This is a genomic window from Ottowia thiooxydans, assembly GCF_040548795.1.
Classification (GTDB): Bacteria; Pseudomonadota; Gammaproteobacteria; order Burkholderiales; family Burkholderiaceae_C; genus Ottowia; species Ottowia thiooxydans_A.
Map to the genome: position 1 here is coordinate 464,905 of NZ_JBEPSH010000006.1, position 24,576 is coordinate 489,480.

Here is a 24,576-nt window from a genome sequence, read left to right on the forward strand (position 1 = left end):
CCCCATCCCAGATTCATAAAAACCAAGGAGACATCCAATGAACATCCGCATTCGCTTCTGGCCCCTCGCTTGCCTGGCTTGTTTGGTCGCCACACTGGCAGCGCCTGCATTTGCTCAAAGCGGAGCAGGCGCCTTTCCGACCAAGGCCATACGCCTGGTGGTCCCCTACGCGCCTGGTGGGGGCACCGACCTGGTGATGCGCGCCATTGCCCCTGGTATGGCGGAAGCCTTGGGCCAACCTGTCGTCGTTGAAAACAAGCCCGGTGGGGGCACTATCAATGCGACCGAGATCGTGGTGCGAGCAGCGCCTGATGGCTACACCTTGCTTGCAGTGGGCGCGCCCATCTATCTCAACACGGCACTCGGCATCAAGACACCGTACGATCCTCTGAAAGACCTCACGCCGCTTTCACTTCTGGTCAACAACCCAGGCCTGCTGCTGGTGAGTTCCAAGGTGCCTGCAAAAAACGTTCAGGAACTGATAGCTCACAGCAAATCTCAGCCCAAGGGCTTGAGCTACGCCAGCGCAGGAACGGGCAGCATCGGACATCTGGGGGGTGAGTTGCTGAAGGCCAAACTGGGGCTGAATATGCTGCACATTCCCTACAAGGGAAGCGCGCCCGCATTGGCTGACCTGATGGGAGGACAGATCGAGGTCGCCCTGGACGCGATGATCCCTTCAGGCCCGCAGGTGAAGTCCGGCAAGGTCCGTGCGCTGGCCATCCTGACCAACCAGCGCTCGCCTCAACTCCCCGACGTCCCCACCCTGGCCGAAGCGGGATACCCCGGCCTGGAATTCGGTGCAACTTTCGGCGTGATGCTGCCCGCCAACACGCCTCCTGCCGTTGTCAACCGCTTGCACGGCGCCATGATGCAAGCCATCAACCAGCGTGCCACCCGGAAACAGCTGGTGGAAATGGGCTACGAGATCGTGGCCAACACGCCATCACAGTTTGGCACTTACCTGCGCCAACAGATCGATGCCTGGACGAAGATCGTCAAGGACAACCACATCACCGTGGATTGAGTGCCATGTCGAACTCGACAAACTCTCTGGCAGGCCCTTTGCAAGGCGTGCGCATTCTGGACATGGCGACGGTACTTGCAGCACCCTTCGCAGCCACGCTTTGCGGTGACCTGGGCGCTGAAGTCACCAAGCTGGAACTGCCCGACGGCAGCGACACGCTTCGCCATATGTTGCCTGTGATGGGAGAACATGCCCTTTACTGGAAAGTCACCAACCGCGGCAAGCGAGGCATTTCACTGGATCTACGCAAGCCCGAAGGGCGCGAGCTGTTTCTGAAAATGCTGCCTCGCTACGACGTGCTGGTGGAGAACTTCCGTACCGGCACCCTGGACCGCTGGGATCTGGATCTGGCGACATTGCACGCGCACAACCCTGATCTCATCGTGCTGCGGGTCACAGGCTTCGGCCAGACAGGACCCTACGCCAGCAGACCGGGCTTCGCGCGCATCTTCGAAGCCATGAGCGGCTTCGCCCACCTGACCGGCGAGTCGGGGCGCTCACCCCAGCACATGAATCACCCGCTAGGTGACGTGGTCGCAGGCGTGTTCGGCGCCTTCTCGATCGCAGCGGCCATTGCCGGACAGGCGCGGCAGCCCTCAGGAATGCCCAGAGGCTGCGAGATCGACCTATCCGCCACAGAAGCCCTGCTTCGCACATTAGACCCGCTAGCAGCTGAGTACCAGCTGATGGGCAAGGTACGTGAGCGCACCGGCGCACGCGCCACCTATTCAGCGCTATCCAACATCTTCGCAACGCAAGACGGCTACTGGCTCACGATAGTGGGCACCAGTGGCGCTGCCTTCAAGCGCATCTTTGATGCCATGGGTCGAACCGATCTGCTGGAAGACCCTCGCTTTGCTACGACCGCCACTCGCCTGGTCCACGCCGACGAAATTGACGGCCTGGTGGCCGACTGGTGCCGCAGCCATACCCTGGCCGATCTCCAGCAGAGGTTGACTCACTTTCAGGTCCCCCACAGCAAGATCCACTCCATCGAAGACACCTTGGCCGATCCGCAGATTCAGGCGCGAAAGGCCGTCATAGACCTGCCCGATCCAGATCTGGGCGAGATCCCCGCCCCATGCATCGTGCCTCGCTTTTCGAACTACAGCCCGCCTATTCCTCGCAGCGGGCCAGCGGTAGGCGAGCACAACGAAGAGGTGTATGGCGAGCTGGGATTGAATGCAGCGGAGGTTGCTGAGCTGCGAGCGCATGGAGTCATATGACCGGAATGGCGTGGGCGTGGGCGTGGGCCGAGCGAAGCAATGGCCCGAATCAGGTTCCCCGCCCCTTTGGCCGTGCCGAGGAGCGCAGGGCAAGGGGCGGGCAAGAGCACTGCAAGAGGCTCTTGCTTCGTGAACTAGCTTGCGGCAGCTGTCTGAGCGTATTGAGCGAAGCGAAAGTAGCGAGTTCTGCCGCACCGCCCCTGGACCGAGCACCGGAAGGTGCCTGGAGCGAAGCGGAGGGTCGCGGACAGTGGGGCCGCCTTTTTTCTGCCTACTCTATTTTGGCGGAGCCGGATGGCCGGCCCCAAAAAAGAGTAGGTGCGCTGCCGGGCGCACATCCCGGCCTCCGGCCTATCCGTTAACAGCAGAAGGCCACTACAAAGCACAGCCAACAACTCAAACGCCGCTCGCCCTCACCGGTTGGCCGGCCCCCCAACCCGCTCCCCAAAGGGAGAGGGAGCAGAGAGGGAGAAACCTCTCACGCAGACGGCAAAGGCCTCACACTGACCTCAGAACTAATGATCTCCCGCAACCCCGTGTCAGTCTGCACGCGCAAAGCTCCATTGGCCGCGACGCCAAGAGCCTGCCCTTCCGTGCCATCAGACAGCCGCACCGCCAGCCCCGCAAACGCATCACGCGCATTGAAGCGCTCAGCCAGCGGCGCGAACCCGTGGCGCTCGAATCCGCGCACAGCACGCACTAGCGGTTGCACCAGACGCCCCAGGGCGGTCGGCGCATCCAGTGCCGGATCAAGCGCCTTCAGCCAGGCAGGCCGCGTGGAGAAGTCACCCCCTTCCAGGGGCTCGACATTGATGCCCACGCCAATCACCACAAAGCGCCCGTCGGCCTGGGCCGTCCCTGCCGTCTCAACCAGAATGCCCGCCAGCTTGCGGCCCTGCCACCACAGGTCGTTCGGCCATTTAAGCCGGATGTCCGGGTGCAAGCTCTCAGCCACCGAAAGGCCCACCGCGAGCGACAAACCCGACCAGTCCGCAGGTGCCAATGGAAGCCCGAGCGAAAAAGCCAGCGCACCCCCAGGCTCGCCCGGGCCGCCCTGCCAATGGCGACCCATGCGCCCCCGCCCTGCCGTCTGTCGTTCGGCCACTAGCAGCGTGGGAGCGTCGCGTCCGGCGCGTGCACGACGGATCAGCTCCGTGTTGGTGGAGTCGATTTCAGGAAGCACTTCGGCGATAAAGCCGGGGAGCACAGGGGCTACCGCTTGCTCGATGGCATCAAGACGCCAGGACAGAGAGCCACTCATACGCGTTGTCTCTACTTGCTCTTTTTCTTGGACTTCTTCTTCTTTTTCTTGGCCTTCTTCTTTTCCAGCGGCGCCAGCAAAGTGCCCCGGCACTGTGCGCTACCGCACCAGCAAGGGTAGTCGGCCAGCAGCTCGAGGGTCATCGGCTCATCAATCACCAGGCCGTAGTCGTAGTTCAACTCCTGGCCCGCCTTGATGGGGCGCAGCGACTTGATGAATATGCGGCCGTCTTCCTCGTCCGCCTCGCAATTGGGATCACAGCTGTGGTTGATCCAGCGGGAAGAGTTGCCACCATACGCGGCATCGATCACGCGGTCTTCGTCCACATGAAAATAGAACGTATGGTTGGGCTGCGCAGGATCATGCGGGTGGCGGCTCTGCGCTTCATCCCACCCTATGATTTCGCCTACATACTCAATGATGCGTTCGCCAGCAGGAATATCCTGCACTGCGAACACACCCTTGCCGTGCACCCCAGAACGTCGGGTTTGTATGCGCCGACCGCTGTCTCCGGCAGATGGCGCCCCCTTGGGTGGCAGCGAACCTTGCGAAGCAGTGGCGCTTTTAGGCCTGGTTTTTGAAGGCACGGCGAAAGTTTGTTATGGTGAATTTATGCGTATGCGCGTGCACATGTGTGCGAGCGCGCCCGCGCGAGGAAAACGAATTCTAGCCACATGAAAACATTGGTCATTGCAGAGAAGCCTTCGGTTGCTCAGGATATCGTGCGTGCACTCACGCCCGTAGCCGGCAAATTCGACAAGCACGACGAGCATTTTGAGAACGAACATTACGTCGTTACCAGCGCCGTGGGTCACCTCTTGGAGATCCAGGCGCCGGAACAATACGACGTCAAGCGCGGCAAGTGGAGCTTTGCCCACCTGCCCGTCATTCCCCCCCACTTCGACCTGAAACCGGTAGACAAGACCAAGACGCGCCTGAACGCGGTGGTCAAGCAAGCCAGGCGCAAGGACGTGAACGCCCTCATCAACGCTTGTGACGCCGGGCGTGAAGGCGAGTTGATCTTTCGGCTGATTGAGCAATATGCGCTGGAAGGCAAGCATGCGAGCAAGCCTGTGCGGCGCCTGTGGCTGCAAAGCATGACCCCACAGGCCATCCGGGACGGGTTCGATAACCTTCGCTCAGATGTGCAGATGCAGGGCCTGGCAGATGCGGCGCGCAGCCGCAGCGAAGCCGACTGGTTGGTGGGCATCAACGGCACGCGAGCCATGACGGCGTTCAACTCGCGCGATGGCGGCTTCTTTCTGACCACCGTGGGACGCGTGCAGACGCCTACCCTGGCGGTGGTGGTAGAGCGCGAAGAGCAGATTCGCAAACACGTGGCGCGCGACTACTGGGAAATTCACGCGACTTTCGGTGCCCTGGCAGGTGAGTACACCGGCAAGTGGTTCGATCCAGCCTGGAAAAAAGGTGAAGATACTGAAGCGCGCGCAGACCGCGTATGGGTGGAGCAAGAGGCACGCGCCATTGCCGAGGCTGTCCGGGGCAAGTCGTGCACCGTCAAGGAAGAGAGCAAGCCAACGACCCAAGCCTCACCGCTGCTGTTCGATCTGACCAGTCTGCAACGTGAAGCCAACGGCAAATTCGGCTTTTCAGCCAAGACGACGCTGGCGCTAGCTCAATCGCTCTACGAACGGCACAAGGCACTGACCTACCCCCGTACCGATTCGCGCTATCTGCCTGAAGACTACGTCCCAGTGGCGCGCAAGACCTTCGAGATGCTGGCCTCCAGCGGCCAGCGGCACCTTGCGCCGCATGCCAAGCTGGGTCTGGAACAGGGCTATGTCAGGCCAAACCGGCGTATTTTTGACAACGCCAAGGTGTCAGACCACTTCGCCATCATCCCGACTCTGGAAGCACCAGGCGCACTGTCTGAGGCAGAGCAGAAGCTCTACGACTTAGTGGTGCGGCGCTTTATGGCGGTCTTCTACCCCAGTGCCGAATACCTGGTCACGACAAGGATCACAACAGCAGTAACGGCCCCTACGCTCCCTGCTTCGCATGGTTCGCGGCCCGGCGCTGGAGCCAGCGCCCCCACGCTCCCGGAGAAGGCCTACAACTTCCGCTCAGACGGCAAGGTGCTGGTCAAGGCCGGATGGTTGGCCATCTACGGCAAGGAAGCCGCCAACGAAGCTGGAGATGGCAAGGACGAAGGCAAAACGCTGGTTCCTGTGCAGCCGGACGAGAAGGTGCTGGCCAACGAAGTCGAACCCAAGGCCCTGCGCACACGCCCGCCTGCTCGATACAGTGAAGCCACGCTGCTGGGCGCCATGGAAGGCGCAGGCAAGTGGATAGAAGACGATGAGCTGCGTGAGGCCATGCAGGAAAAGGGCCTGGGCACGCCCGCTACCCGCGCCGCCATCATTGAAGGCCTGCTCAACGAGAAGTACATGCTTCGCGAAGGTCGGGAGATGATCCCGACCGCCAAGGCATTCCAGCTGATGACTTTGTTGCGTGGACTGGAAGTGGAAGAGCTCAGCAAGCCCGAACTGACCGGCGAATGGGAATACAAGCTGTCGCAAATGGAGCAAGGGCGCCTCTCGCGCGCCGCCTTCATGCAAGAAATCGCAGCGATGACCGAGCGCATCGTCAAGAAAGCCAAAGAATACGACCGCGACACGGTACCCGGTGACTACGCCACGCTGCAGACCCCATGTCCGCACTGCGCCGGCGTCGTGAAGGAAAACTACCGCCGCTATGCCTGCACCGGCCCTGCGGGTGACGGTGAGAGCGCCTGCGGGTTCTCGTTCACCAAGACACCCGCCGGTCGCGCCTTCGCGCTGGAAGAAGCCGAGGCATTCCTGCGCGACCGCAAGATCGGCCCGCTGGAAGGCTTTCGCAGCAAGGCGGGCTGGCCCTTCGTCGCCGAGCTCACCCTGGTGCGGGATGAAGAGGCGGACAACTTCAAACTCGAGTTTGATTTTGGCGAGGACGCCCGCGCAGAGCAAAGCGGTGAGATCGTCGATCTGTCCGGCGTTCCCAGCCTGGGCGCTTGCCCCAAGTGCGGCGGCCCTGTAAAGCTATTTGGCAAGAACTACGTGTGCGAGCGCTCCGTACCTACCAACGAGCAGCCCACGCCCAGTTGCGACTTCAAGAGCGGACAAACCATCTTGCAGCAGCCTGTGGAACCCGAGCAGATGACCAAGCTGCTTGCCGAAGGCCGCACCGACCTGCTGGATAAGTTCGTCAGCATGCGAACCCGCCGTACGTTCAAGGCACGCCTGACGTGGAACGCCGAAGAGAACAAGGTGATCTTCGAGTTCGAGCCTCGCGAAGGCAAGGCTGGCAAGTACCCGGCACGCCCCGCAGCAGCCAAAAAGACAGCCGCTCGTGCCGGAGCCGCCAAGGCCGCTGGCAAAACTGCCACTCCTGCCAAGAAAGCTGCAGCCAAGAAAACGGCCACGCCCAAAGCCGCCAAGGCTGAGAAACCCAAGGCCCCGCGGGCCGGAACGCTCAAGCCCAGCCAGGCACTGGCCGCCGTGATCGGCGATGGACCGTTTGGGCGCGGCGAGGTCGTCAAGCTGCTGTGGGACTACATCAAGGCTCATAACCTGCAAGACCCCAAGGACAAGCGCACCATCGTGGCAGACGCCAAACTGCGTCCGGTCTTTGGCGCTGACAGCGTGGGCATGTTCAAGCTGGCAGGGATTGCTGGCGAACATCTGAGCTAAGGAGGCCGTGGGGCGCTTGCGCACCTTGCACTGCACCAGATAAGTCCCAAGGGAACGCAGCCCGCTCTGCCGCCCCAGGATCTTGCTGGTGGGCCTAATCCACTTCTTTTGAGCGGCTATTCGCCGCCGATAGGCGGCAAAAGGCGAAAGAATCGAACATCGGGCTTGCTGCAGCATTGAGTTTTCGCACTCCCCATCCGTTCGAGCTCAACACAAGCTGGGCTCAGGATGGCCGGATATTCACGCTGCATAAGTGATTGAAAATAGAAGAAAGCAACTGTTCGTCGAGAAAAAACCATGAAAATTGCACGCGATACCGCCGTTACCCTGAACTTCCGTATCACCGACCTGAAAGGCAAACCGCTTGAATCAGGAACGACTTCCTACTTGCACGGTGGCTACGAGAACCTGTTCCCCAAGGCAGAAGAATTGCTTGAAGGCAAAGATGTGGGCGAGAGCATCAACTGCGAACTTCAGCCAGCGGATGCTTTCGGAGATCGCGACGAGGCACTGACACGCACCCTCGCCAAGGCAGATTTCCCGCCAGGCGTCAAAGTGGGCGGCCAGTTGCAAGGACCTGGGCCGGATGGACAGCCGCGCCTGTTCCATGTGGTCAAGATCAAAGGCCCCGAAGTCCTTCTCGACGGCAATCACCCGCTCGCTGGTCAAGCCATCCGTTTTGCCGCCACGGTCAAGGAAGTCCGAGCAGCCACGGCAGAGGAAATTACCCACCGCCACGTGCATGGTGACCACGGTCACCACCATTGATCCTGAATTGACGCTGATAAGCACGGCTCGTGAACCCTTCCAACGCGACAGGTAGCGGCGCTGCCCCAGGGTCGGCCCTGAGCGCCCGGCTCGCCTGGATCATGCTGCTGACGCTGGCCAGCGCTTTTGCGCTCAGCCAGGCGTTTCGAACAGCAGCCTCCATCATGGGCCCCCCATTGGCTCGTGAGCTCAGCCTTTCGCCCCAGCAGTTGGGACTTTGGGCGGCCGCATTTCACTTTGCGTTCGGTTTCATGCAATTGGTCATGGGGGTCTCCATTGACCTTTTTGGCGTGCGCCGCACCATCGTGGCCGCATTTCCCCTGGCCATCGCGGGGGCCGTGATTTCAGCCAATGCCCAGGGCTACGGCGCGCTGCTGTTCGGCCAGATGCTGATCGGCACCGGCTGCGCGCCTGCCTTCCTCGTCTGTACGATCTTCATCGCTCGCCACTTCCATCCTGAGAAGTTCACATCGATGTCTGGGCTGATCATGAGCATCAGCAGCATTGGCGTGTTGGCCACCGCAACGCCGATGGCCTGGTTGATCGACATCAGCTCATGGCGCTGGGGGTTCTGGGCCATGGCTGCCGGAGCCCTCATTGCATGGGTCTGCATCTGGTGGCTGGTGCATGAGCCTGCCACCAAAAAGCCAGGCACTCCGCAGGTTCGGCCTGACCCTTTCGCAGCCCTGCGCGAAATGCTGCTGCTGTTCAAACTGCCCCACACCGCAGGCCTCATCATGTACGCTGCGGTGACCTACGCGGGCTTCATCGCCTTGCGTGGCCTGTGGCTGGGTCCCCTGCTGATCGACCGGCATGATTTCTCGTTGGTACAGACCGGCAACGTCGCCCTTGTGATGACATTGGCCAGCATGCTGAGCCCAGCCGTTTTTGGCCGCTTTGATCCAGGCGGAGTACGGCGCGTTCGCTGGATGATCTACCTTTCTGGACTGTCAGCCATCTTGCTGGCCACCATGGGACTGATGTCACTGGCGTGGGTAGACGTAGGGTTGGCCATCGGCTATGGCCTGCTCTCAGGGTATGGCGTGCTGCAGTACGGGTACGTTCACAGCGCCTACCCTGCAGCTGTTCGCGGCCGGGCTCTTTCGCTGTTCACCATGGCCATGTTCCTTGGCATCTCATTGATGCAGTGGGCAACGGGATTGGCCGCGTCACTGGCACAAGCTGCTGGGTTAGAGCCCTTCAAAGCTGTGTTGCTGACAATGAGCGCCATGCTGTTGGCAGGTGCCTTGGCATTCTGGAAGCTGCCGCAAAAAGCCAACGCCGACTGAAACCCGAGCGGTTACCTTTTGAAGCCCCAAACCCGTCCCCTCAGGCATACTGGTACCGTCTGTTCGAAGACAAGGAGTTTGCTGCCATGAAACGTTTTTACCTTCTCATCTGCGCGGCGGCATTGGGCGCCCTGGCTCTGGCCGGGTGCGTCACCACCGGAGCGGGCGCAGGCGGCAGCAGCGGGACCTCTTCCGGCAGTGGCATCACGGTGTACGGCACTATGGATGCAGGCATCACGCGCTAGACCTTCTCTGTGCCACGCGGGTCAACGCCAGCGAGACATTATTCGGGCTGAATCCCTGCCGCTCGAATCATTCGGCCCCATTTTTCGGTTTCAGCGGCCTGGAACTTGGCAAGCTCTTGCGGTGTACTGGTGGTAAGCGTGGAGCCTGATTTCCTCAAATGCTGCGCCATGGGTTCCGTATTCATGACGCGCACAAACGCCTGCTGCAGTTGTTCGGTCAATTGCGGCGATGCCCCCTTAGGAAGATACACCGCGGTCCAGGACGACATTTCATAGCTCTTCAGACCTGATTCGGCCACCGTGGGCAAGTCCTTCAGGTGCGGCAGGCGACGATCACTGGTCACCGCCAAAGGCCGAAATTTTCCGTGTGTGGCGTCAGCCAGGATCGCAGTCTCCATGGCTGCCACATCAACTTCAGCACCCATGAGCGCGGTCGCCACATGAGGATTGCTCTTGTAAGGCACATGCAGCATCTCAACTCCCGCAAGTTGTTTCAGCAGCTCAATCCCCATTCGCGAGGAAGCACTGCCGCTGCCAAAGGTCAGCTTCCCGGGTTGGCGTTTGGCCAGATCGACCAGCTCCGCCACCGACTTGGCCGGCAAGTCCGACCGGACCAAGATAGTCTGATAGGTTTTACGCAGCAAGCTCACTGGAGTGAAATCATCCACCGGGTCATACGGCAAGTTCTTGTACATGAACTGATTCGCCGCATGTGTCGTATTGGTCGTGATGAAGATGGTGGTGCCATCCGGGCGAGCGCTTGCCACCTGCTTGGCCGCAATCAGTCCGCCTGCGCCGGGCTTGTTGTCAATCACCAACGTGGTCTTGAGCTCAGGGCCCAGTAACTGCGCGAGCAAACGCGCAATCGCGTCCGTAGAACTGCCTGCCGAAAACGGCACCACCAGCGTGATCGGTTTGCCCGCGAGATCCTGGGCCTGAACAGCAGGAAGCATGGACATGGCTACGCTGGCTGTGATCGCAAAGCTGGACAAAAACTTGCGTTTGGTCATCATGACTTGTCTCCTTGTACTGAATTGGGGTAGCTCAGGAAGGCAGGCGTCAGAAAGAGCGCCAGTTGCCGCCCACGCCTTTAAATCTCGATGGTCAGCATCAGGCTGCTCAGCGATTTGCCGTGAGCGTCTTGTGCAAGGGAGCGCGTCACGCCGCCCCGCAATGCCCGCACCAACACAAAGTTCAGCGCCTGCAACTTGGGAAGTTCATACCTCCGCACATAACCGCCTTCGGCAAACACATGAGAAAAGTGCTTTTGAACCAGCTCAGGGGTCAACTTTTCTCGAAGCAGCTCCCATGAATCCGGGCTGTAGGCGATGACAGAAATGTTGGATGTATCTCCCTTGTCTCCGGCGCGAGCATGCGCAATGTCATAAAGACGCGTCATTTCAATGAACCTCCTGAATACGCACTTGTGCGTCCACCAGCGCCTTAGGTATCAAAACGGACTGCACAGCCAGAACCTCACGCACCACCGGGTCAGCTCCGCCGCCACCGCCGGTTGGCCCGTTGACGTGCAGCGTGCGTGTTTCAAAGCCGACGGCCTCGGCAGCTCGGCGATCTTCCGTACGCGCTGCAATGCGTAGCCGCACTTCGTAGGGCTCTGCCGCTCGGTCCGTTCGGCCATGCAGGCTCGAAATGCCAATCAAGTCCACTCGCACTTCCGAATAGCTGTGTCCGGAGCGTTTCAGGCGTTCCTGCACCACTTCCGCCGCAAGCTTGGCTCGCGCCACCGCGTTGATACCGGCATACGACACCTGTCCTTCGCCGATATAGCCATCCCGGTACCCTACGCTGACTTTGTAGGTATCGGTCTTGGGACGGGCCTTGGCCCCGGTTACCCCTACGCGATCCTTGGCAAGCTGATGCAATTCCACATCCGTGATGTCCAGCACACAATCCGGCGTGAGATAGGTGAAGGGGTCGTGTACCTCGTAGAGCAATTGCTCCTTGCAGGTCGCCAGGTCCACTCGCCCGCCTGTTCCCGGCAGTTTGCTAATGGACAAACCACCCGCTGCATCTATATCCGCAAACGGAAAGCCCAGGCTTGCCAGATCGTCCACATCTTTCCGGCCAGGATCGGCAAAGCAGCCCCCGCTGACCTGAGCGCAGCATTCCAGCAAGTGCCCCATGGCCGTAGCGGAGGCCATGCGCTCCAGATCGTCCTCCTGCCATCCAAAATGATGCAAAGCTACCCCCGAAAACAGGGAAGGGTCTGCCACGCGACCCGTCATCACCACCTGAGCGCCTGTATCCAGCGCGCGGGCAATTGCATCCGCCCCCAGGTAGGCGTTGGCCGATACAAGCCTCGCCATCAAGGTGTCTACGGGCTCGTTGCTCTCCATGAGGGGAAGCTGCGGATTCGCCCTGATGAGCTCTGAGACATCATCGCCCAGCAGAACTGCGCACCTCACTTCAGGCAAGCCAAGGCGCTTGCTCGTCTGAATCACCTCGCGGCCTGCAGCCAAAGGGTTGGCAGCCCCCATGTTGGCCACAATCCGCGTACCCTGGCGCATGCATGGGCCCAGAACCGCTTCCAGGCGAGGCACCAGCAGAGGGCTATAGCCGCGCTGCTCATCGCGCAGGCGGGATAGCGTCTCGCGCGCTATCGTTCGTTCGGCCAGGCACTCAAAGACAAGATAGTCCAGTTCGCCTTTCTCCGCCAGCTCCACCGCTGGCGCGAATCGGTCGTCTGCAAATCCCGCGCCGGTCCCAATCCGGATGGTGTTGGATGTTTTGGTCATATGGCAGCCTGCTCGTATTCCCAGGCGACTTCAGCGTTGAACACGCCCTGACTGTGATCCCACCTTAGTGATATGGGAAGTGCATAATTAGACTGTCCGCAATTCATAAAAATCATTACCAAGCTGCACGGCGAGCTGCATACGATGAGACCGAAGCTCACGTTCTCAGAATTGGAAGCCGTGGTTTATCTCGGCGAAACCCGCAATTTCAGGCTTGCTGCGTCTCAAGCGCACATCACCCAGTCAGCCCTTTCCAGGCGAATTCAGTCTGCTGAAGCCAAGCTGGACGCCAGGCTATTTGACCGCAACACCCATAGCGTGGAAGTGACGCAGGCAGGGCTTGAGCTTTTGCCAATCGCAGAAAAAATGATCGCGGAATTTCAAGATTCGCTGAGCGATCTTTCCGCCTTCATTGCCGGGCGGCGCGGCACCATCAAGATCTCCGCGCTCGCATCCACTGCCGCGTCCATACTTCCGCCTGCCATTAAGGAGCTTCACGCTTCGCACCCGGGCGTTCGGGTGTCAATAGACACCGCTTCCGCAGACCAGATTGCGGGTGCCGTCGCCGGCGGCAATGTGGATTTCGGCATCTCTATCGCGGCGTCGCCAAAGTTTCGAGACCTCCACTTTCAGGAACTGGTCTCGGATGAATTTTTACTGGTGTGCTCCAGTGAAGACCCTCTTGCCAGGAAAAGATCCGTGGATTGGAGCGTCTTCCTGGAGCGTCCCTTCATCGCCAGTGGTCCGGAAAGCAGCGTCCGCATGATCACAGAGCGCATATTCAGCGATAGTGGCTATGCCGTTCGACCTACCTATGAATCTCCGAATGTGGCGTTGATAGGCGTCATGATCGCCAATGGAGTGGGTATCGCTGCGCTCCCAAGACTGGCCTTCCCTCTTCTCAACACGGAACGTGTCCGGACTGTCCCTTTGCGATCGCCCGTGGCGACTCGCCGCATTGGCTTGCTTACGCGCCGCGGCCGAACCCTGCCCAAGGCAACCAATGTGTTTCTGAATCTGCTGATCGAACTGAACAGGCCCTGAATTGCAGGGTCCGCTCGGCGACTTTGAACACCCCCACGGCCCCACCCCAAGCCGAAAACGTGCACGAGGAGCACAATAAACGCATGCGCCGCCTGACTCGCGCCCCCAACGCCGCCATTGCCCAGATATGGGCCGATCTGCTTTGCGAGGGCGGCTACCCCGCCACTGTTCAACGACTGTTTCTCACAGGCGTGGCCGGTGAGCTGCCCCCCGATCAATGCCTGCCAGAGATCTGGCTTTTGCACGATGAACACGAGGCCGCCGCCAGCGCCCTGCTTTCCGACTTGGCGCGCGTCCCGCAGCGTCATTGGCTCTGCAGTGCGTGCGGTGAAGACGTCGAAGGCGGCTTCGAGCAATGCTGGCGCTGTGGCGCGCTGATGCCCCAGCCCCAGGCGGACTAGGGCGTCATCAATTAGCGCCCAAGCCCCAATACTGTTCAGTTAAACCCAGTCCGTTCGGGCTGAGCTTGTCGAAGCGTCGCACCCGGCTTCGACAAGCTCAGCCCGAACGGATATTTGTGTGCTTAAGTGAACAGCATTGCCCCAAGCCCTCAGAAAGACGACGTTGTTCGTGTGCGGGCGAAACGCGGGCCGCCGAATTACGTATGATATAAATTGACACATCATATGTTTTCAGCCTAAGCTTGAGGCACTCAACGCTTTCAATGCCATGCAGGAATCTCCCGCTGTTACCAACCGCACCACGGACTTCGCCCAGGCCTTGCGCGTGGAAATTCTGTCCGGCAACAGGCTGCCGGGCGAGCGCGTACAGCTGGAGGGATTGCGTCAGGACTACGGCGTTTCGCTGAGCCCCATTCGCGAAGGACTATCGCGCCTGGTCGCAGAAGGCCTGCTGATACCTTCCGGCCAGCGAGGCTATCGCGTGGCCCCTGTCACCGTAGACGAGTTTCTGGACATCAAGGCGCAGCGCATCCAGCTGGAACAGCGTGCTCTGGGCGAATCCATCCGCCTGGGTGGAGAAGACTGGGAAGTGGCCCTGATGACGGCCTTCCAGCGTCTGAAGAATTTCGAGGCCAAACGTTGGCAAGCCCATGAAATCAGCGCGTGGGAAGAGCGCCATCACGTGTTCCATCGAACCCTCATCAGCGCCTGTGGCTCGCCCATCCTGATGCGCTTTTGCGAACTGCTGCATGGCATGAGTGATCGCTACCGCAGGGTATTGATGAAAACGAGCGAGCCTGATCGCAACGTGATCCAGGAGCACCAGGCCTTGTTCGATGCAGCACTGGCGCGAAATGCCCCGCTCGCAGCGGAGGTCCTTGGCGCGCACATAGAACGCACCGGCGCCAGCGTGTTGCGCATGATGCAAGCGCTGGCAGACCACTGAAACGGAAACTCACCATGATCAATGCCCTAAGCTATGTTTTGATCAACACCCCGCATCTCCCGGCCTGGATGGAGATGGCCACCACCATGGCGGGCCTTCAAGCCGAGGAGATGGAACCAGGGCGCAGCGTGCGCTTGCGACTGGACGAGAAAGCGCAACGGCTGCTGCTGCAATCGACCACCGGCCAACCCAGCCTGGGAATGGGCTACACGGTGCCAAGCCCAGAGGCCCTGGACGCCATGATTGCCAAGGTCGAAGCCGCCGGATTCCCGGTGACCCCTTCGACGGCGGACGAACGCGCCCTGCGCGCCGTGAGCGCCATGGCGCACTTCACGGACCCTGACGGCTACCGAGTCGAGTTGGCCCATGGTCTGCAAGATGCCACGACGCCCTTTGTCCCTGGCCGCCCTATCGGCGGTTTTCGCACGCGTGCAGGAGACATCGACCTGGGCATAGGTCATACCGCATTGATGGCAGGCGACTTCGCTGGCATGAAGCACCTCTATCACGAGGTACTGGGCTTTGCGTTGAGCGACCGTGCCAGCGCCCCCTTCGTGGCCGAGTTCTTTCACGTGAACCCACGCCACCACACCATAGGCCTGGCGGACACTGGCACTGGCCCCGGGGTCTACCACCTCATGCTGGAATACAAGGAGTGGGACGACGTAGGCCGTGCCTATGACATGGCGCTGGAACAGCCGCAGTCCATTGGGGTCTCGCTGGGTCGCCACAGCAATGACCACGTCACCTCTTTTTATCTGCGCACACCAGATGGCTGGATGCTGGAACTGGGGTGGGCTGGTCGCCTGATCGATCAGGACTGGCAGATCACCGAACTGCCCGGCATGAGCCTATGGGGGCATGACCGCACCTGGCTTCCCCCCGCCAAACGCGAACAGGCCCGCCAGATCCTGAAAGACATTGCCGCGCGCGGCCTGCGCGCACCGATTGCCCCATCCGAATAAGAACATCCGCACGAGACGCCCCCAACCTATGACCCTGCCCGTCAATTCATCTCCTGAGATTGCCAAATCCTTGCCCTTGGGTGAATGCACCCTCAACGTCCATGACGTGGGCCAAGGCGAGCCGATACTGCTCATCCACGGCTCGGGCCCCGGGGTCACCGCCTGGGCCAACTGGCGGGGTGTGATTCCGGTGCTGTCGCAGCGCGCACGGGTGGTGGCGCCGGACATGCTGGGCTTTGGCTACACCAGCTGCCCCGCATCAAAGCCGCTGAACGTGGACGCCTGGGTCCAACAGCTTACGGACCTCCTTAACGCACTGGGTCTTCCCCAGGTCTCTGTGGTGGGCAACTCGTTCGGTGGCGCCATCGCACTGGCGCTGGCGCATCGGCATCCAGATCGGGTCAAGCGCCTGGTGTTGATGGGGGCAGTGGGCCTGTCGTTTCCCATCAGTGAAGGTCTGGAGAAGGTCTGGGGATACCAGCCCTCGCTCGAAGCCATGCGCGAGCTGATCGGCGTCTTCGCGTTTGACCAGAAAATCGTCACCCCCGAGCTGGTCAAGATGCGCTACGAGGCCAGCACGCGTGCTGATGTGCAGGAGCGATTCGCCGCCTTGTTCCCGGCGCCGCGTCAACGCGGCGTAGACATGCTTGCCCTCCCTGAATCTGCGCTGCGCGGCATCACCCAGCAGACCCTCATCATCCATGGCCGGGACGACCGCGTGATTCCGCTCGAAGTGTCCGAACGACTCGTGCGTCTGATCCCCCACTCCGATCTGCACGTGTTTGGCGAATGCGGCCATTGGGTGCAGATTGAAAAAGCCGCAGCCTTTACCCGGCTGATCTCCGAATTCCTTCTCGAAACCCAAGCATGAGAAAAGAAGACATCCTGGGCCGTTGGCGCATTGTCGACTGGCGACAAGACTACGACGATGGGAGGTGCACCTACCCTATGGGCCAGCATCTGCGCGGCTTCATAGAGTACAGCGCCCACGGCATGTTCTGCGTTATCGAGAAAGCCGAGCGCCCTCCCCTGTCCGCCAGCCAATGGACTGCCGCAGAAGCCGACAAGGTCAGCGCCTACAGCAGCTACTTCAGCTATGCGGGCGCCTGGGAGGTAGAGGGCGAAAGCGACCGGGGCACTGTGATTGCCCATCATGTGGAGCACAGCCTTTATCCCAATTGGGAAGGAGGCATCCAGCGCAGAACAGCCCAGATGCGCGACGGACTGCTCTACCTCAGCGCCAGGTTTGAAGACGGCACGCCTGAGGCTCGTTCTGCCAACCTGATCTGGCAGCGGCAGGCCTGATTCCTTCACTGGACTGAAGGACCCAGGGAAACCCCCGATCGCCTTATGGAGCGCAGTGCGTTGAGATAGAGCACTCGCGCATTTCAATTCAAATTAAACAACTAGCTCCGGAGACACAATTCATGAAGATAGCCCTGATCGCTTTGGCCGCACTGGCAGGCGTTGCCGCCAGCTCCCCCGTCCTGGCGCAATCGGCCTGGCCCACCAAGCAAATTCGCTGGGTTGTGCCCTATCCCGCCGGCGGCGGTTCGGACTTCATGGCACGCACAGTCGCGGCCCAAATGGCTACCGATCTGGGCCAAAGCATCGTGGTGGACAACAAACCCGGTGGCAATGGCGCCATTGCGGTCCAGGACATTCTGCGCGGCGGGCCGGACGGCTACGCAGTCATGAACGCTGACAACGGGCACATGGTCTTCAACCCGGTGCTCTATAAAAGCCTGACCTACAAAGTCAGCGATCTGGCGCCGGTGTCGTTGATCGGCAGGGTGCCCATGATGCTCGTGACCACCCCCGGAAGCGAGTTCAAAAGCGCCAAGGATGTGATCGCCAAAGCCAAGGCCAACCCCGGCAAGTACAGCGTCGCTTCTGCGGGTTCTGGCAGCCCCCACCATTTGGCGCTGGAGCTTTTCAAGCAGACTGCTGGCTTGCATCTGGTTCACATTCCCTACCGCGGTGCGGCGCCCTCTCTGGCTGACATTGCAGGCGGTCAGGTGACCTTGGGCATCAGCGACTTTGCGGCTGCTGCTGGGTTCATCAAAGGTGGCAAGGTCACCCCGCTGGCTGTGTTCACTCCTCAGCGCATTCCACAACTGCCTGATGTCCCCACCATGAATGAACTGGGCCTGAAGGGCGTCGAAGCCGCCGCCTTGGTTGGTCTGGTTGCGCCTGCCGGCACCCCTGCCGACGTGATCTCCAAGATGCAGCAAGCAGCTGCCAAGGCCATGCAAAACCCCACTGTGAGCAAGAAGTTCACCGATTTCGGGGTGGAACCAGTGGGCAGCACCACGGCCGACTACACCGCCCTGCTGGGGCGCGAGAACACGCGCTGGCACAAGCTGATCCGTGATTTGAAGATCCAGTTGGACTGACCGGGCAGATGCGAAGGACCTCCGGATGCCCGGAGTTCCTTGTCCCGTTGCTCGGGCGTGAGTAAGCTTGAAAATACTACAATAGTATTCTTTTCTGGGATTTGTCCAATAGTCCCAAACATCTTTCACGCTTTGAAAATCTCACATGCAACTAGCTAATCTAGCCAACGCCCAGAGTTTGAACTCCACCCTTTTGCTCAATAACATCGCGGAGCTCGGCAGCGCACTCCATAGCATCGGCAAGAACGTCAACGGTCAGCTTTTTTCCACCGGCAACACCGGTGATACGCCAAGGCTCCTCAACCAGGAATTCGCCTTCAACGTGACGGCAAGCACGCCCCTGAGCTTCAAGTCCAGCGAATATCTGGACGACACTACCACCAAGGAACTAGGGAAAATCTGGGAATCGATTGACGGTCTGAAGTCTCGAGTGTCCGATCTGGAGAACATGAAAGCGGGCACACCGAGTCAGCTCTCTCAGTTCATCGACCAGTTGCCCATTCAGGCCAACCGCTTCATCGCCAGCGCTTCCGAGCAATTCACTTCCTTGGTGGGAGAGAATTTGCCGAGCCGACTGGCAGCCTTGGTGCAAAGCCTTCCTGGGCTCACCTATGACATTTTCCAAAATGCAGGTGCCCGCATCACTGAAGTCACGGGCAAGGAAGTGCCCAGCCAGGTGAGCGGCTTCTTCGGTCAATTGCCTGAGTGGACGAGTGGGTTCTTCACCAGCGTCCATCTCAGCGAAACGACTGCATCGGTGAAACAATTTGCAGGCCAGATCAGCACTTACGCCTGCCAAGTTTTTGAGCTGCTGAAAACTGCTTACGCCCATATGCCGGAAGTGAAGTTTGAAGATTTCACAACCGGCGCTCTGGCTCTCAAGGATCAGCTGATGCAATCGACGATGAGCCTGGTGGCCCAAGGAGATGCCCTGCTGAAAGAATATGCGGGCGACAAGAATGCCAGCTTTGTCATTTCCACGTCGGTAGCCATCGGCATCGCAGTCATTGCAACCTTCGCCGCAAGCTTTGTCGCCGGCGCTTGACCGCTTGCCCAGCGCAATCTACCGACGTTATCGCAATGCACGAGAACCAATCTATCGCCTAGGGCGCTGAACTTCTGTAATTTCGGTCAATCACCACAAACCGTTCGGGCTGAGTGTTTGTCATGAATTACGAAAAACCCAACATCAGCGTGAACGCACGTGAGCGGCACTGCGTTGCAAGCCAGGCGCTTACTTCCAGCGCACTGGCTCCAGGCTTGCGCTGGCGTCTCCTACGGCCAGCGTCAGCTGCCCTTCCTGCACTGTCGCGGACAACTGCATGGAGCGGGCTGCCAGGCTGTTCAAGGCTTGCGCCTGATCAGCAGGCACGCGCCATACGGTCAGCCGCTCCAGCCGAGACAGCTTGCTCTCGATACCGCGCCACCAGACTTCACCGGCAGGGCCATACACATACAAGATCACCTGGTCTGCCTTGGAACATGCCTTGATGAGCGGCTTCTCATCCGGCTGCCCTACTTCAATCCAGAGCCGGGTCCGGCCGGTGAAATCCACCAGTTGCACATCTGGCTCGTCCGGACTTGAAAGCCCGGCACCAAAGCTGATCTTGGCATCGCCTCCGCAGAGGTCTTGCACCTGGTGCGCATTCAAGGCCAGCGCAGCGAGGCGCATCATCATGCGTTCGTCTGTTTCGCTGGGGTGGCGCGCGAGCATTAGCGCCATGTCGGTGTAACAGCTGTGGTCAATGTCAGCCAGGGCCAGATCGGCTTTGAAGATGGTGGATTTGAGAGCCATGGGGGGATTACATCATTAGGTGTGGGAATCGTGCATCACGATGGGCTGCGGATACACATGCTGGCTGTGCGTCAGCATGGATACGCTGCTTGCAACCGGATGGCCAGCGTTGCCCAGTTTGTCCATACGCTGTGCCTCACTCCTCCGGGAGCCCGTCTGGGGTTTACTCCCTCTCCCTCTAGGGAGGGGGGCGGGGCCGGCCAACCGGTGAGGGCATGCGGCGGTTGCTTTCACTCCCTCTCCCTTTGGGGAGAGGGTTGGGGTGAGGGCGAGCGGCGTTTGAGTTGTTGGCTGTGCTTTGTAGTGACCTTCTGCTGTTAACGGATAGGTCGGAGGCCGGGATGTGCGCCCGGCAGCGCACCTACTTCTTCTTTGCTCCGCCAAAGAAAAGTAGGCAAAAGAAAGGCGGCCCCACTGTCCGCGACCCTCCGCTTCGCTCCAGGCAACCTCCGGTGCTCGGTCCAGGGGCGGTGCGGCAGAACTCGCTACTTTCGCTTCGCTCAATACGCTCAGACAGCTGCCGCAAGCTAGTTCACGAAGCAAGAGCCTCTTGCAGTGCTCTTGCCCGCCCCTTGCCCTGCGCTCCTCGGCACGGCCAAAGGGGTGGGAAGCCTGATTCGGGCCATTGCTGCGCTCGGCCCTACACATATCAATCGCAAGCGAGTGGTTTTAATCCCTCTCCTGCGGGCGGGCGCCCGGCTAGGGAAGAGGGAGCTCAAATCAAAAGGCCGCGGAGCAGGCCATGCGTGAAACGCCATGGACGGACCTGTGCCGGCCATCGGTGTTATGTCCCCCAGGGGGGAAGGCACCGAAGGTGACTCAGGGGGCGGGCGTGGCCCCCACCCGCTTCGCCAGCTCGGCAGCTTTCCCGATATAGGTGCCCGGCGTCAACGCCAGCAGCCTTTGCTTCTCCGCCTCTGGAATCTCCAGCGAGCGAATCAACTCATGCAAGGCTTCGCGCGTCACGGTCTGACCCCGCGTCACTTCCTTGAGCTTCTCGTAAGCCCCAGCCACGCCAAAGCGGCGCATCACCGTCTGGATAGGCTCAGCCAGGACTTCCCATGAAGCATCCAGATCGGCAGCCAGCGCTGCTTCATTCAACTCCAGCTTGTTCAGGCCGGTCAGCAGCGACTGATAGGCCAGTACCGCATAACCCAGTGCCACGCCCATATTGCGAAGCACGGTGGAATCGGTCAGGTCGCGCTGCCAGCGACTGATGGGCAACTTCTCGCTCAGATGGCGCAGCAGGGCGTTGGCCAGTCCAAAGTTACCTTCGGCGTTCTCGAAATCGATGGGGTTGACCTTGTGCGGCATGGTCGATGAACCAATCTCGCCGGCTTTGAGCTTCTGCTTGAAATAACCAAGGGAGATGTAGCCCCAGATATCGCGCGACAAGTCAATGCTGATGGTGTTGGCACGTGCCAGGGCATCGAACAGTTCGGCCATGTAATCGTGGGGCTCGATCTGAATGCTGTAGGGCTGGAAGCTGAGGCCCAGGCCAAAGGCATCGGTCGCACCCGTGCCCTGCTCACCGAGTTCCGGCGCCTCCACCACCTGACGGGCAAACGCTTCCCAATCGAAATCCGGCCATGCAGACATGTGGGCGTTGTAGTTGCCTACAGCACCGTTCATCTTGGCTCGCAGCGGCACTTCGGCAATCTTGGCCCGTGCAGCCTGCAAACGCACCAGAACGTTGGCCAATTCCTTGCCCACGGTCGTGGGGCTGGCGGTTTGGCCATGCGTGCGGCTCAGCATGGGCACTTCTGCATAGGCCAGCGCCAGCACCTTCAGACGCGCCAGCACAGTGTCCAGCACGGGCAGCAAAACCTGGTCGCGCCCACCTTTAAGCTGCAATGCGTGGCTGGTGTTGTTGATGTCTTCGCTCGTGCAGGCAAAGTGCACGAATTCACTGGCAGCCTCCAGTTCAGGACGCCCCTCAAGCTTGGACTTGATCCAGTATTCGACCGCCTTCACATCGTGATTGGTGGTCTTTTCAATCGTCTTGATGGCTTGTGCGTCAGCCTCGCTGAAGTTGTTCATCAAACCTGCGAGATAGGCGCGAGCGTCAGCCGTCAGAGGTTTGAACTCAGAGAATCCAGCGTCTGAAAGCGCCACGAACCAGGTCAACTCGACCTGCACGCGGCGATGCATATAGCCCAGCTCGCCCATCAATGGGCGCAGGGTGGCAAGCTTGGCGGCGTAACGGCCGTCCAGGGGCGAAAGAGCGGAAAGAGGGGTGAGGTCCATGTGCAAATTGTATGTAGGCGGCGCGCACTAGGGCGTACTGGGGCTTAATTCACACCTGCGCAAGGTAACGGCAAGCCGCAATTGAGGGGAGCCAACCCCGACACACCCTACAATGAACTGCGGCCAAATTGCCGCTATTTCATTGAAACTTTCCCATGTCCATGCGATTGATTGGCGCCCAAACCAGCCCCTATGTGCGCAAGGTGCGTGTCGTCCTGGCTGAAAAAAAGCTGGATTACAAGTTCGTGCCGGAAAACGTCTGGGCTGAAGACACCACCATTGGTACTGCCAATCCGCTCGGCAAGGTGCCTTGCCTCGTCATGGACGGTGCAGACGCGGTGTTCGACTCCCGCGTCATCGTGGAATACCTCGACACCCTGTCGCCTGTGGGCAAGCTCATTCCACCTCCCAGCCGTCAACGTGTAGAAGTCAAGACGTGGGAAGCGCTGGCAGACGGCCTGATGGATGCAGCGATCCTCGCGCGTCTGGAAGCCACCTGGCCTGGCCGCGCGGAAGGCGAGCGCAGCCAGGCGTGGATTGATCGGCAGATGAAGAAAGTGGACGACGCCCTCAACGCCATGAGCAATGGCTTGGGTGAAAAACCGTGGTGCTCAGAAGGCGTACATCTCAGCCTGGCTGACATTGCAGTCGGTTGCGCCCTCGCCTATCTTGATTTTCGCTTCCCGGCGCTGAACTGGCGTGAACGCCACGCCAATCTGGCACAGTTGCTGGACGGCAAACTGATGCAACGCCCCAGCTTCGCAGACACGAAGCCTGAATAACACCTTCTCCTACATCACCCCGGCGCTCAACTCATGAAGACGCCGCTGGGTTTATGAAAACACAGCGGCGTCTCGGAATAAAAAAGGCTGCGAAGCGACCTGAAGCGAAGGAGGAGGAGGGAGGGAGGAGGAAGTGCGCTTCAGGTTTTTCACCGGCTATAAAGCTGGAGGCTTGGCAGCGTTAATGGAGTCTGGAGTCAATCAATAAGCATTCAGTCCTTGTGCATGTTAAGAGGGCCAAAAAATGCTGAAAGTTCCGCTCGTGTTGAACATCACTTCGTAAAGAACTGTTAACGAGTCGAGAGCTCCGGGACAACCGACGTCCCACACGCGCGCCGCAGGATGAGAGATTGCCTGGGCAAGAGCCAGGTGCCCTGACAAACAGCCAGCGACAGGATGGCCCCGATCTCTGAATATTGCCCATATTTGCGCTCTAAAGAGAGGGCTAGGAGCCTGTCGGACTTGGAGCGCCGAAAGCGAAAATGGGCCCCAGCGAGGACAGTTTTCGTTGGATTCGCAGGCCCATAGCCCAGCTATGGGTCAAGAAGCCGATGAAAAATGGACCGCTGCGGCCCATTTGTAGCCGGCGATTTCCAGGTCCGACAGGCTCCTAAGGGAAACAGACATACCCATGTCACAAGCTAGTCATTAAAATAGAGCGTTTGGGGTGCGATTTTGCGTTGCCTCGTCTGGGAGAAAACTAAACGTGCTGTATCCGGAACTGTTCAAACAACTTGAGGCTGTGCGCTGGGACATGGGCAAGGATATTCCTTGGGACAAGTTCGAAGCCACCAAGCTGAGCGACGACCAAGCGCAGACCATCAAGATGAACGCCATCACGGAGTGGGCAGCTTTGCCCGCCACGGAAATGTTCCTGCGCGACAACCAAGACGACTCTGATTTTTCCGCCTTCATGTCGATCTGGTTCTTCGAGGAACAAAAGCACTCGCTGGTTCTGATGGAGTACCTCAAACGTTTCCGTCCAGACCTGGTTCCCACTGAAGAAGAACTGCACGCTGTCCGTTTCGAATTCGACCCTGCACCACCCCTGGAAACGCTGATGCTGCATTTTTGCGGCGAGATCCGCCTCAACCACTGGTATCGCTGCGCGGCTGAATGGCACAGCGAGCCCGTCATCAAGCAGATCTACACCACCCTGAGCCAGGACGAAGCCCGCCACGGTGGCGCGTATCTACGCTACATGCGCCGTGCCATAGCCAAATGCGGCGACGAAGCGCGTCTGGCGTTCGCCAAGGTCGGCGTGCTGATGGCCAGCGCGCGCCGGACCGCGCAAGCGCTGCACCCCACCAATCTGCATGTCAGCAAAGCGCATTTCCCGCGCGATACCGTGCAAAGCCGCCTGCCGGACCCGGAATGGCTGGAAGAGTGGCTGGACAAGCAGATCAAGTTCGACACGAGCTGGGAAAACAAAGTGGTCGAACGCATTCTTCACAATCTCGGTTTACTGATGGGTACCGGTTTCAAGACCGTACAAGAGCTGAACCGCTACCGGAAGACCCTAAGCACGGGCAGCTCCAACCCGGTTGCTTCGACCTAAGAAGCTGTCGGACCTGAAATCCGCCTGCGGCTGGGGCCGCAGTGTCCATCTTCACTGACGTCTTAACCCATAGCTTGGCTATGGCGCTGCGAATCCGGTACTTAAGCGGCCCTCGGATTGGCTTGGTTGTAGCCCAACGCCCCCAAGAAGCCTCGCACCACAGGCTCGGGTAGATCGTGTT

23 protein-coding genes are annotated in these 24,576 nt (G+C 59.9%); 16 read left to right on the plus strand and 7 right to left on the minus strand.

The window, feature by feature from the left end; translation table 11 throughout:
• Positions 1–37: 37 nt before the first annotated feature.
• A complete protein-coding gene (locus ABIE13_RS16835) occupies positions 38–1,027 on the plus strand; it encodes a Bug family tripartite tricarboxylate transporter substrate binding protein (protein ID WP_354445498.1) in 990 nt (329 codons plus the stop codon).
• Positions 1,028–1,032: 5 nt separating this feature from the next.
• Positions 1,033–2,253, plus strand: a complete 1,221-nt coding sequence (locus ABIE13_RS16840; RefSeq protein WP_354445500.1) for a CaiB/BaiF CoA transferase family protein — start codon at positions 1,033–1,035, stop codon at positions 2,251–2,253.
• A gap of 478 nt (positions 2,254–2,731) precedes the next feature.
• On the opposite strand, the gene ABIE13_RS16845 is transcribed toward ABIE13_RS16840, so the two are convergent.
• Together ABIE13_RS16845 and ABIE13_RS16850 are read right to left on the minus strand one after the other, a co-directional pair.
• Positions 2,732–3,514, minus strand: a complete 783-nt coding sequence (locus tag ABIE13_RS16845) for a biotin--[acetyl-CoA-carboxylase] ligase (protein WP_354445502.1) — start codon at positions 3,512–3,514, stop codon at positions 2,732–2,734.
• A gap of 11 nt (positions 3,515–3,525) precedes the next feature.
• Positions 3,526–4,101 carry an SET domain-containing protein gene (locus ABIE13_RS16850; RefSeq protein WP_436278431.1) on the minus strand — a complete coding sequence of 192 codons (576 nt, stop codon included), beginning with the start codon at positions 4,099–4,101 and terminating at the stop codon, positions 3,526–3,528.
• A gap of 87 nt (positions 4,102–4,188) precedes the next feature.
• Here ABIE13_RS16850 and ABIE13_RS16855 point away from each other — a divergent pair, with 87 nt between their 5' ends.
• The 4 genes from ABIE13_RS16855 to ABIE13_RS16870 all read left to right on the plus strand — a co-directional run bounded on the left by ABIE13_RS16855 (position 4,189) and on the right by ABIE13_RS16870 (position 9,505).
• Positions 4,189–7,203, plus strand: a complete 3,015-nt coding sequence (locus tag ABIE13_RS16855) for a DNA topoisomerase III (protein ID WP_354445504.1) — start codon at positions 4,189–4,191, stop codon at positions 7,201–7,203.
• Between the two features lie 297 nt (positions 7,204–7,500).
• A complete protein-coding gene (locus ABIE13_RS16860; protein ID WP_354445506.1) occupies positions 7,501–7,971 on the plus strand; it encodes an FKBP-type peptidyl-prolyl cis-trans isomerase in 471 nt (156 codons plus the stop codon).
• A gap of 29 nt (positions 7,972–8,000) precedes the next feature.
• Complete coding sequence (locus ABIE13_RS16865) at positions 8,001–9,260, plus strand: MFS transporter (protein WP_436278432.1); 1,260 nt, start codon at positions 8,001–8,003, stop codon at positions 9,258–9,260.
• An 86-nt stretch (positions 9,261–9,346) separates the two neighbouring features.
• Positions 9,347–9,505: a hypothetical protein gene (locus ABIE13_RS16870; protein WP_354445508.1), complete on the plus strand. Its 159-nt coding sequence runs from the start codon at positions 9,347–9,349 to the stop codon at positions 9,503–9,505.
• Between the two features lie 38 nt (positions 9,506–9,543).
• Here ABIE13_RS16870 and ABIE13_RS16875 read toward each other — a convergent pair whose 3' ends face one another.
• The 3 genes from ABIE13_RS16875 to ABIE13_RS16885 form a co-directional block, all read right to left on the minus strand.
• Positions 9,544–10,518, minus strand: coding sequence for a Bug family tripartite tricarboxylate transporter substrate binding protein (locus ABIE13_RS16875; RefSeq protein WP_354445510.1), 975 nt, complete (start codon positions 10,516–10,518; stop codon positions 9,544–9,546).
• A gap of 77 nt (positions 10,519–10,595) precedes the next feature.
• Entirely contained in the window at positions 10,596–10,904 is a 309-nt protein-coding gene (locus ABIE13_RS16880) for an AtuA-related protein (protein ID WP_354445512.1), read from the minus strand.
• A gap of 1 nt (position 10,905) precedes the next feature.
• A complete protein-coding gene (locus ABIE13_RS16885) occupies positions 10,906–12,261 on the minus strand; it encodes an acyclic terpene utilization AtuA family protein (RefSeq protein ID WP_354445514.1) in 1,356 nt (451 codons plus the stop codon).
• A 144-nt stretch (positions 12,262–12,405) separates the two neighbouring features.
• On the opposite strand from ABIE13_RS16885, the gene ABIE13_RS16890 reads away from it, so the two are divergent.
• The 8 genes from ABIE13_RS16890 (at position 12,406) to ABIE13_RS16925 (ending at position 19,058) form a co-directional block, all read left to right on the plus strand.
• Positions 12,406–13,305, plus strand: a complete 900-nt coding sequence (locus ABIE13_RS16890) for a LysR substrate-binding domain-containing protein (RefSeq protein WP_354445516.1) — start codon at positions 12,406–12,408, stop codon at positions 13,303–13,305.
• An 83-nt stretch (positions 13,306–13,388) separates the two neighbouring features.
• A complete protein-coding gene (locus tag ABIE13_RS16895; RefSeq protein ID WP_354445518.1) occupies positions 13,389–13,706 on the plus strand; it encodes a DUF2007 domain-containing protein in 318 nt (105 codons plus the stop codon).
• 268 nt (positions 13,707–13,974) lie between these two features.
• The gene (locus ABIE13_RS16900; RefSeq protein WP_354445520.1) at positions 13,975–14,652 is read left to right on the plus strand and encodes a GntR family transcriptional regulator; all 678 of its coding nucleotides are present in this window, start codon (positions 13,975–13,977) and stop codon (positions 14,650–14,652) included.
• Between the two features lie 14 nt (positions 14,653–14,666).
• Positions 14,667–15,617, plus strand: coding sequence for a VOC family protein (locus tag ABIE13_RS16905; RefSeq protein WP_354445522.1), 951 nt, complete (start codon positions 14,667–14,669; stop codon positions 15,615–15,617).
• A gap of 28 nt (positions 15,618–15,645) precedes the next feature.
• Entirely contained in the window at positions 15,646–16,488 is an 843-nt protein-coding gene (locus tag ABIE13_RS16910) for an alpha/beta fold hydrolase (protein WP_354445523.1), read from the plus strand.
• Complete coding sequence (locus ABIE13_RS16915) at positions 16,485–16,922, plus strand: lipocalin-like domain-containing protein (protein WP_354445525.1); 438 nt, start codon at positions 16,485–16,487, stop codon at positions 16,920–16,922. The genes ABIE13_RS16910 and ABIE13_RS16915 overlap by 4 nt, the downstream gene beginning before the upstream one ends.
• A 122-nt stretch (positions 16,923–17,044) precedes the next feature.
• Complete coding sequence (locus tag ABIE13_RS16920) at positions 17,045–18,013, plus strand: Bug family tripartite tricarboxylate transporter substrate binding protein (RefSeq protein WP_354445526.1); 969 nt, start codon at positions 17,045–17,047, stop codon at positions 18,011–18,013.
• Positions 18,014–18,158: 145 nt separating this feature from the next.
• Positions 18,159–19,058, plus strand: coding sequence for a hypothetical protein (locus tag ABIE13_RS16925; protein WP_354445528.1), 900 nt, complete (start codon positions 18,159–18,161; stop codon positions 19,056–19,058).
• A 189-nt stretch (positions 19,059–19,247) separates the two neighbouring features.
• On the opposite strand, the gene ABIE13_RS16930 is transcribed toward ABIE13_RS16925, so the two are convergent.
• Together ABIE13_RS16930 and purB are read right to left on the minus strand one after the other, a co-directional pair.
• Positions 19,248–19,808 (minus strand): YaeQ family protein, encoded by a 561-nt coding sequence (locus ABIE13_RS16930; RefSeq protein ID WP_354445530.1) that lies wholly within the window; start codon positions 19,806–19,808, stop codon positions 19,248–19,250.
• An 819-nt stretch (positions 19,809–20,627) separates the two neighbouring features.
• Entirely contained in the window at positions 20,628–22,055 is a 1,428-nt protein-coding gene (gene purB / locus ABIE13_RS16935) for an adenylosuccinate lyase (RefSeq protein WP_354445532.1), read from the minus strand.
• A gap of 161 nt (positions 22,056–22,216) precedes the next feature.
• Here purB and ABIE13_RS16940 point away from each other — a divergent pair, with 161 nt between their 5' ends.
• Together ABIE13_RS16940 and ABIE13_RS16945 are read left to right on the plus strand one after the other, a co-directional pair.
• On the plus strand, positions 22,217–22,837 hold the full coding sequence (locus tag ABIE13_RS16940; RefSeq protein ID WP_354445627.1) for a glutathione S-transferase N-terminal domain-containing protein: 621 nt from the start codon (positions 22,217–22,219) through the stop codon (positions 22,835–22,837).
• Positions 22,838–23,543: 706 nt separating this feature from the next.
• The gene (locus ABIE13_RS16945) at positions 23,544–24,395 is read left to right on the plus strand and encodes a ferritin-like domain-containing protein (protein ID WP_354445533.1); all 852 of its coding nucleotides are present in this window, start codon (positions 23,544–23,546) and stop codon (positions 24,393–24,395) included.
• Positions 24,396–24,576 lie beyond the last annotated feature (181 nt).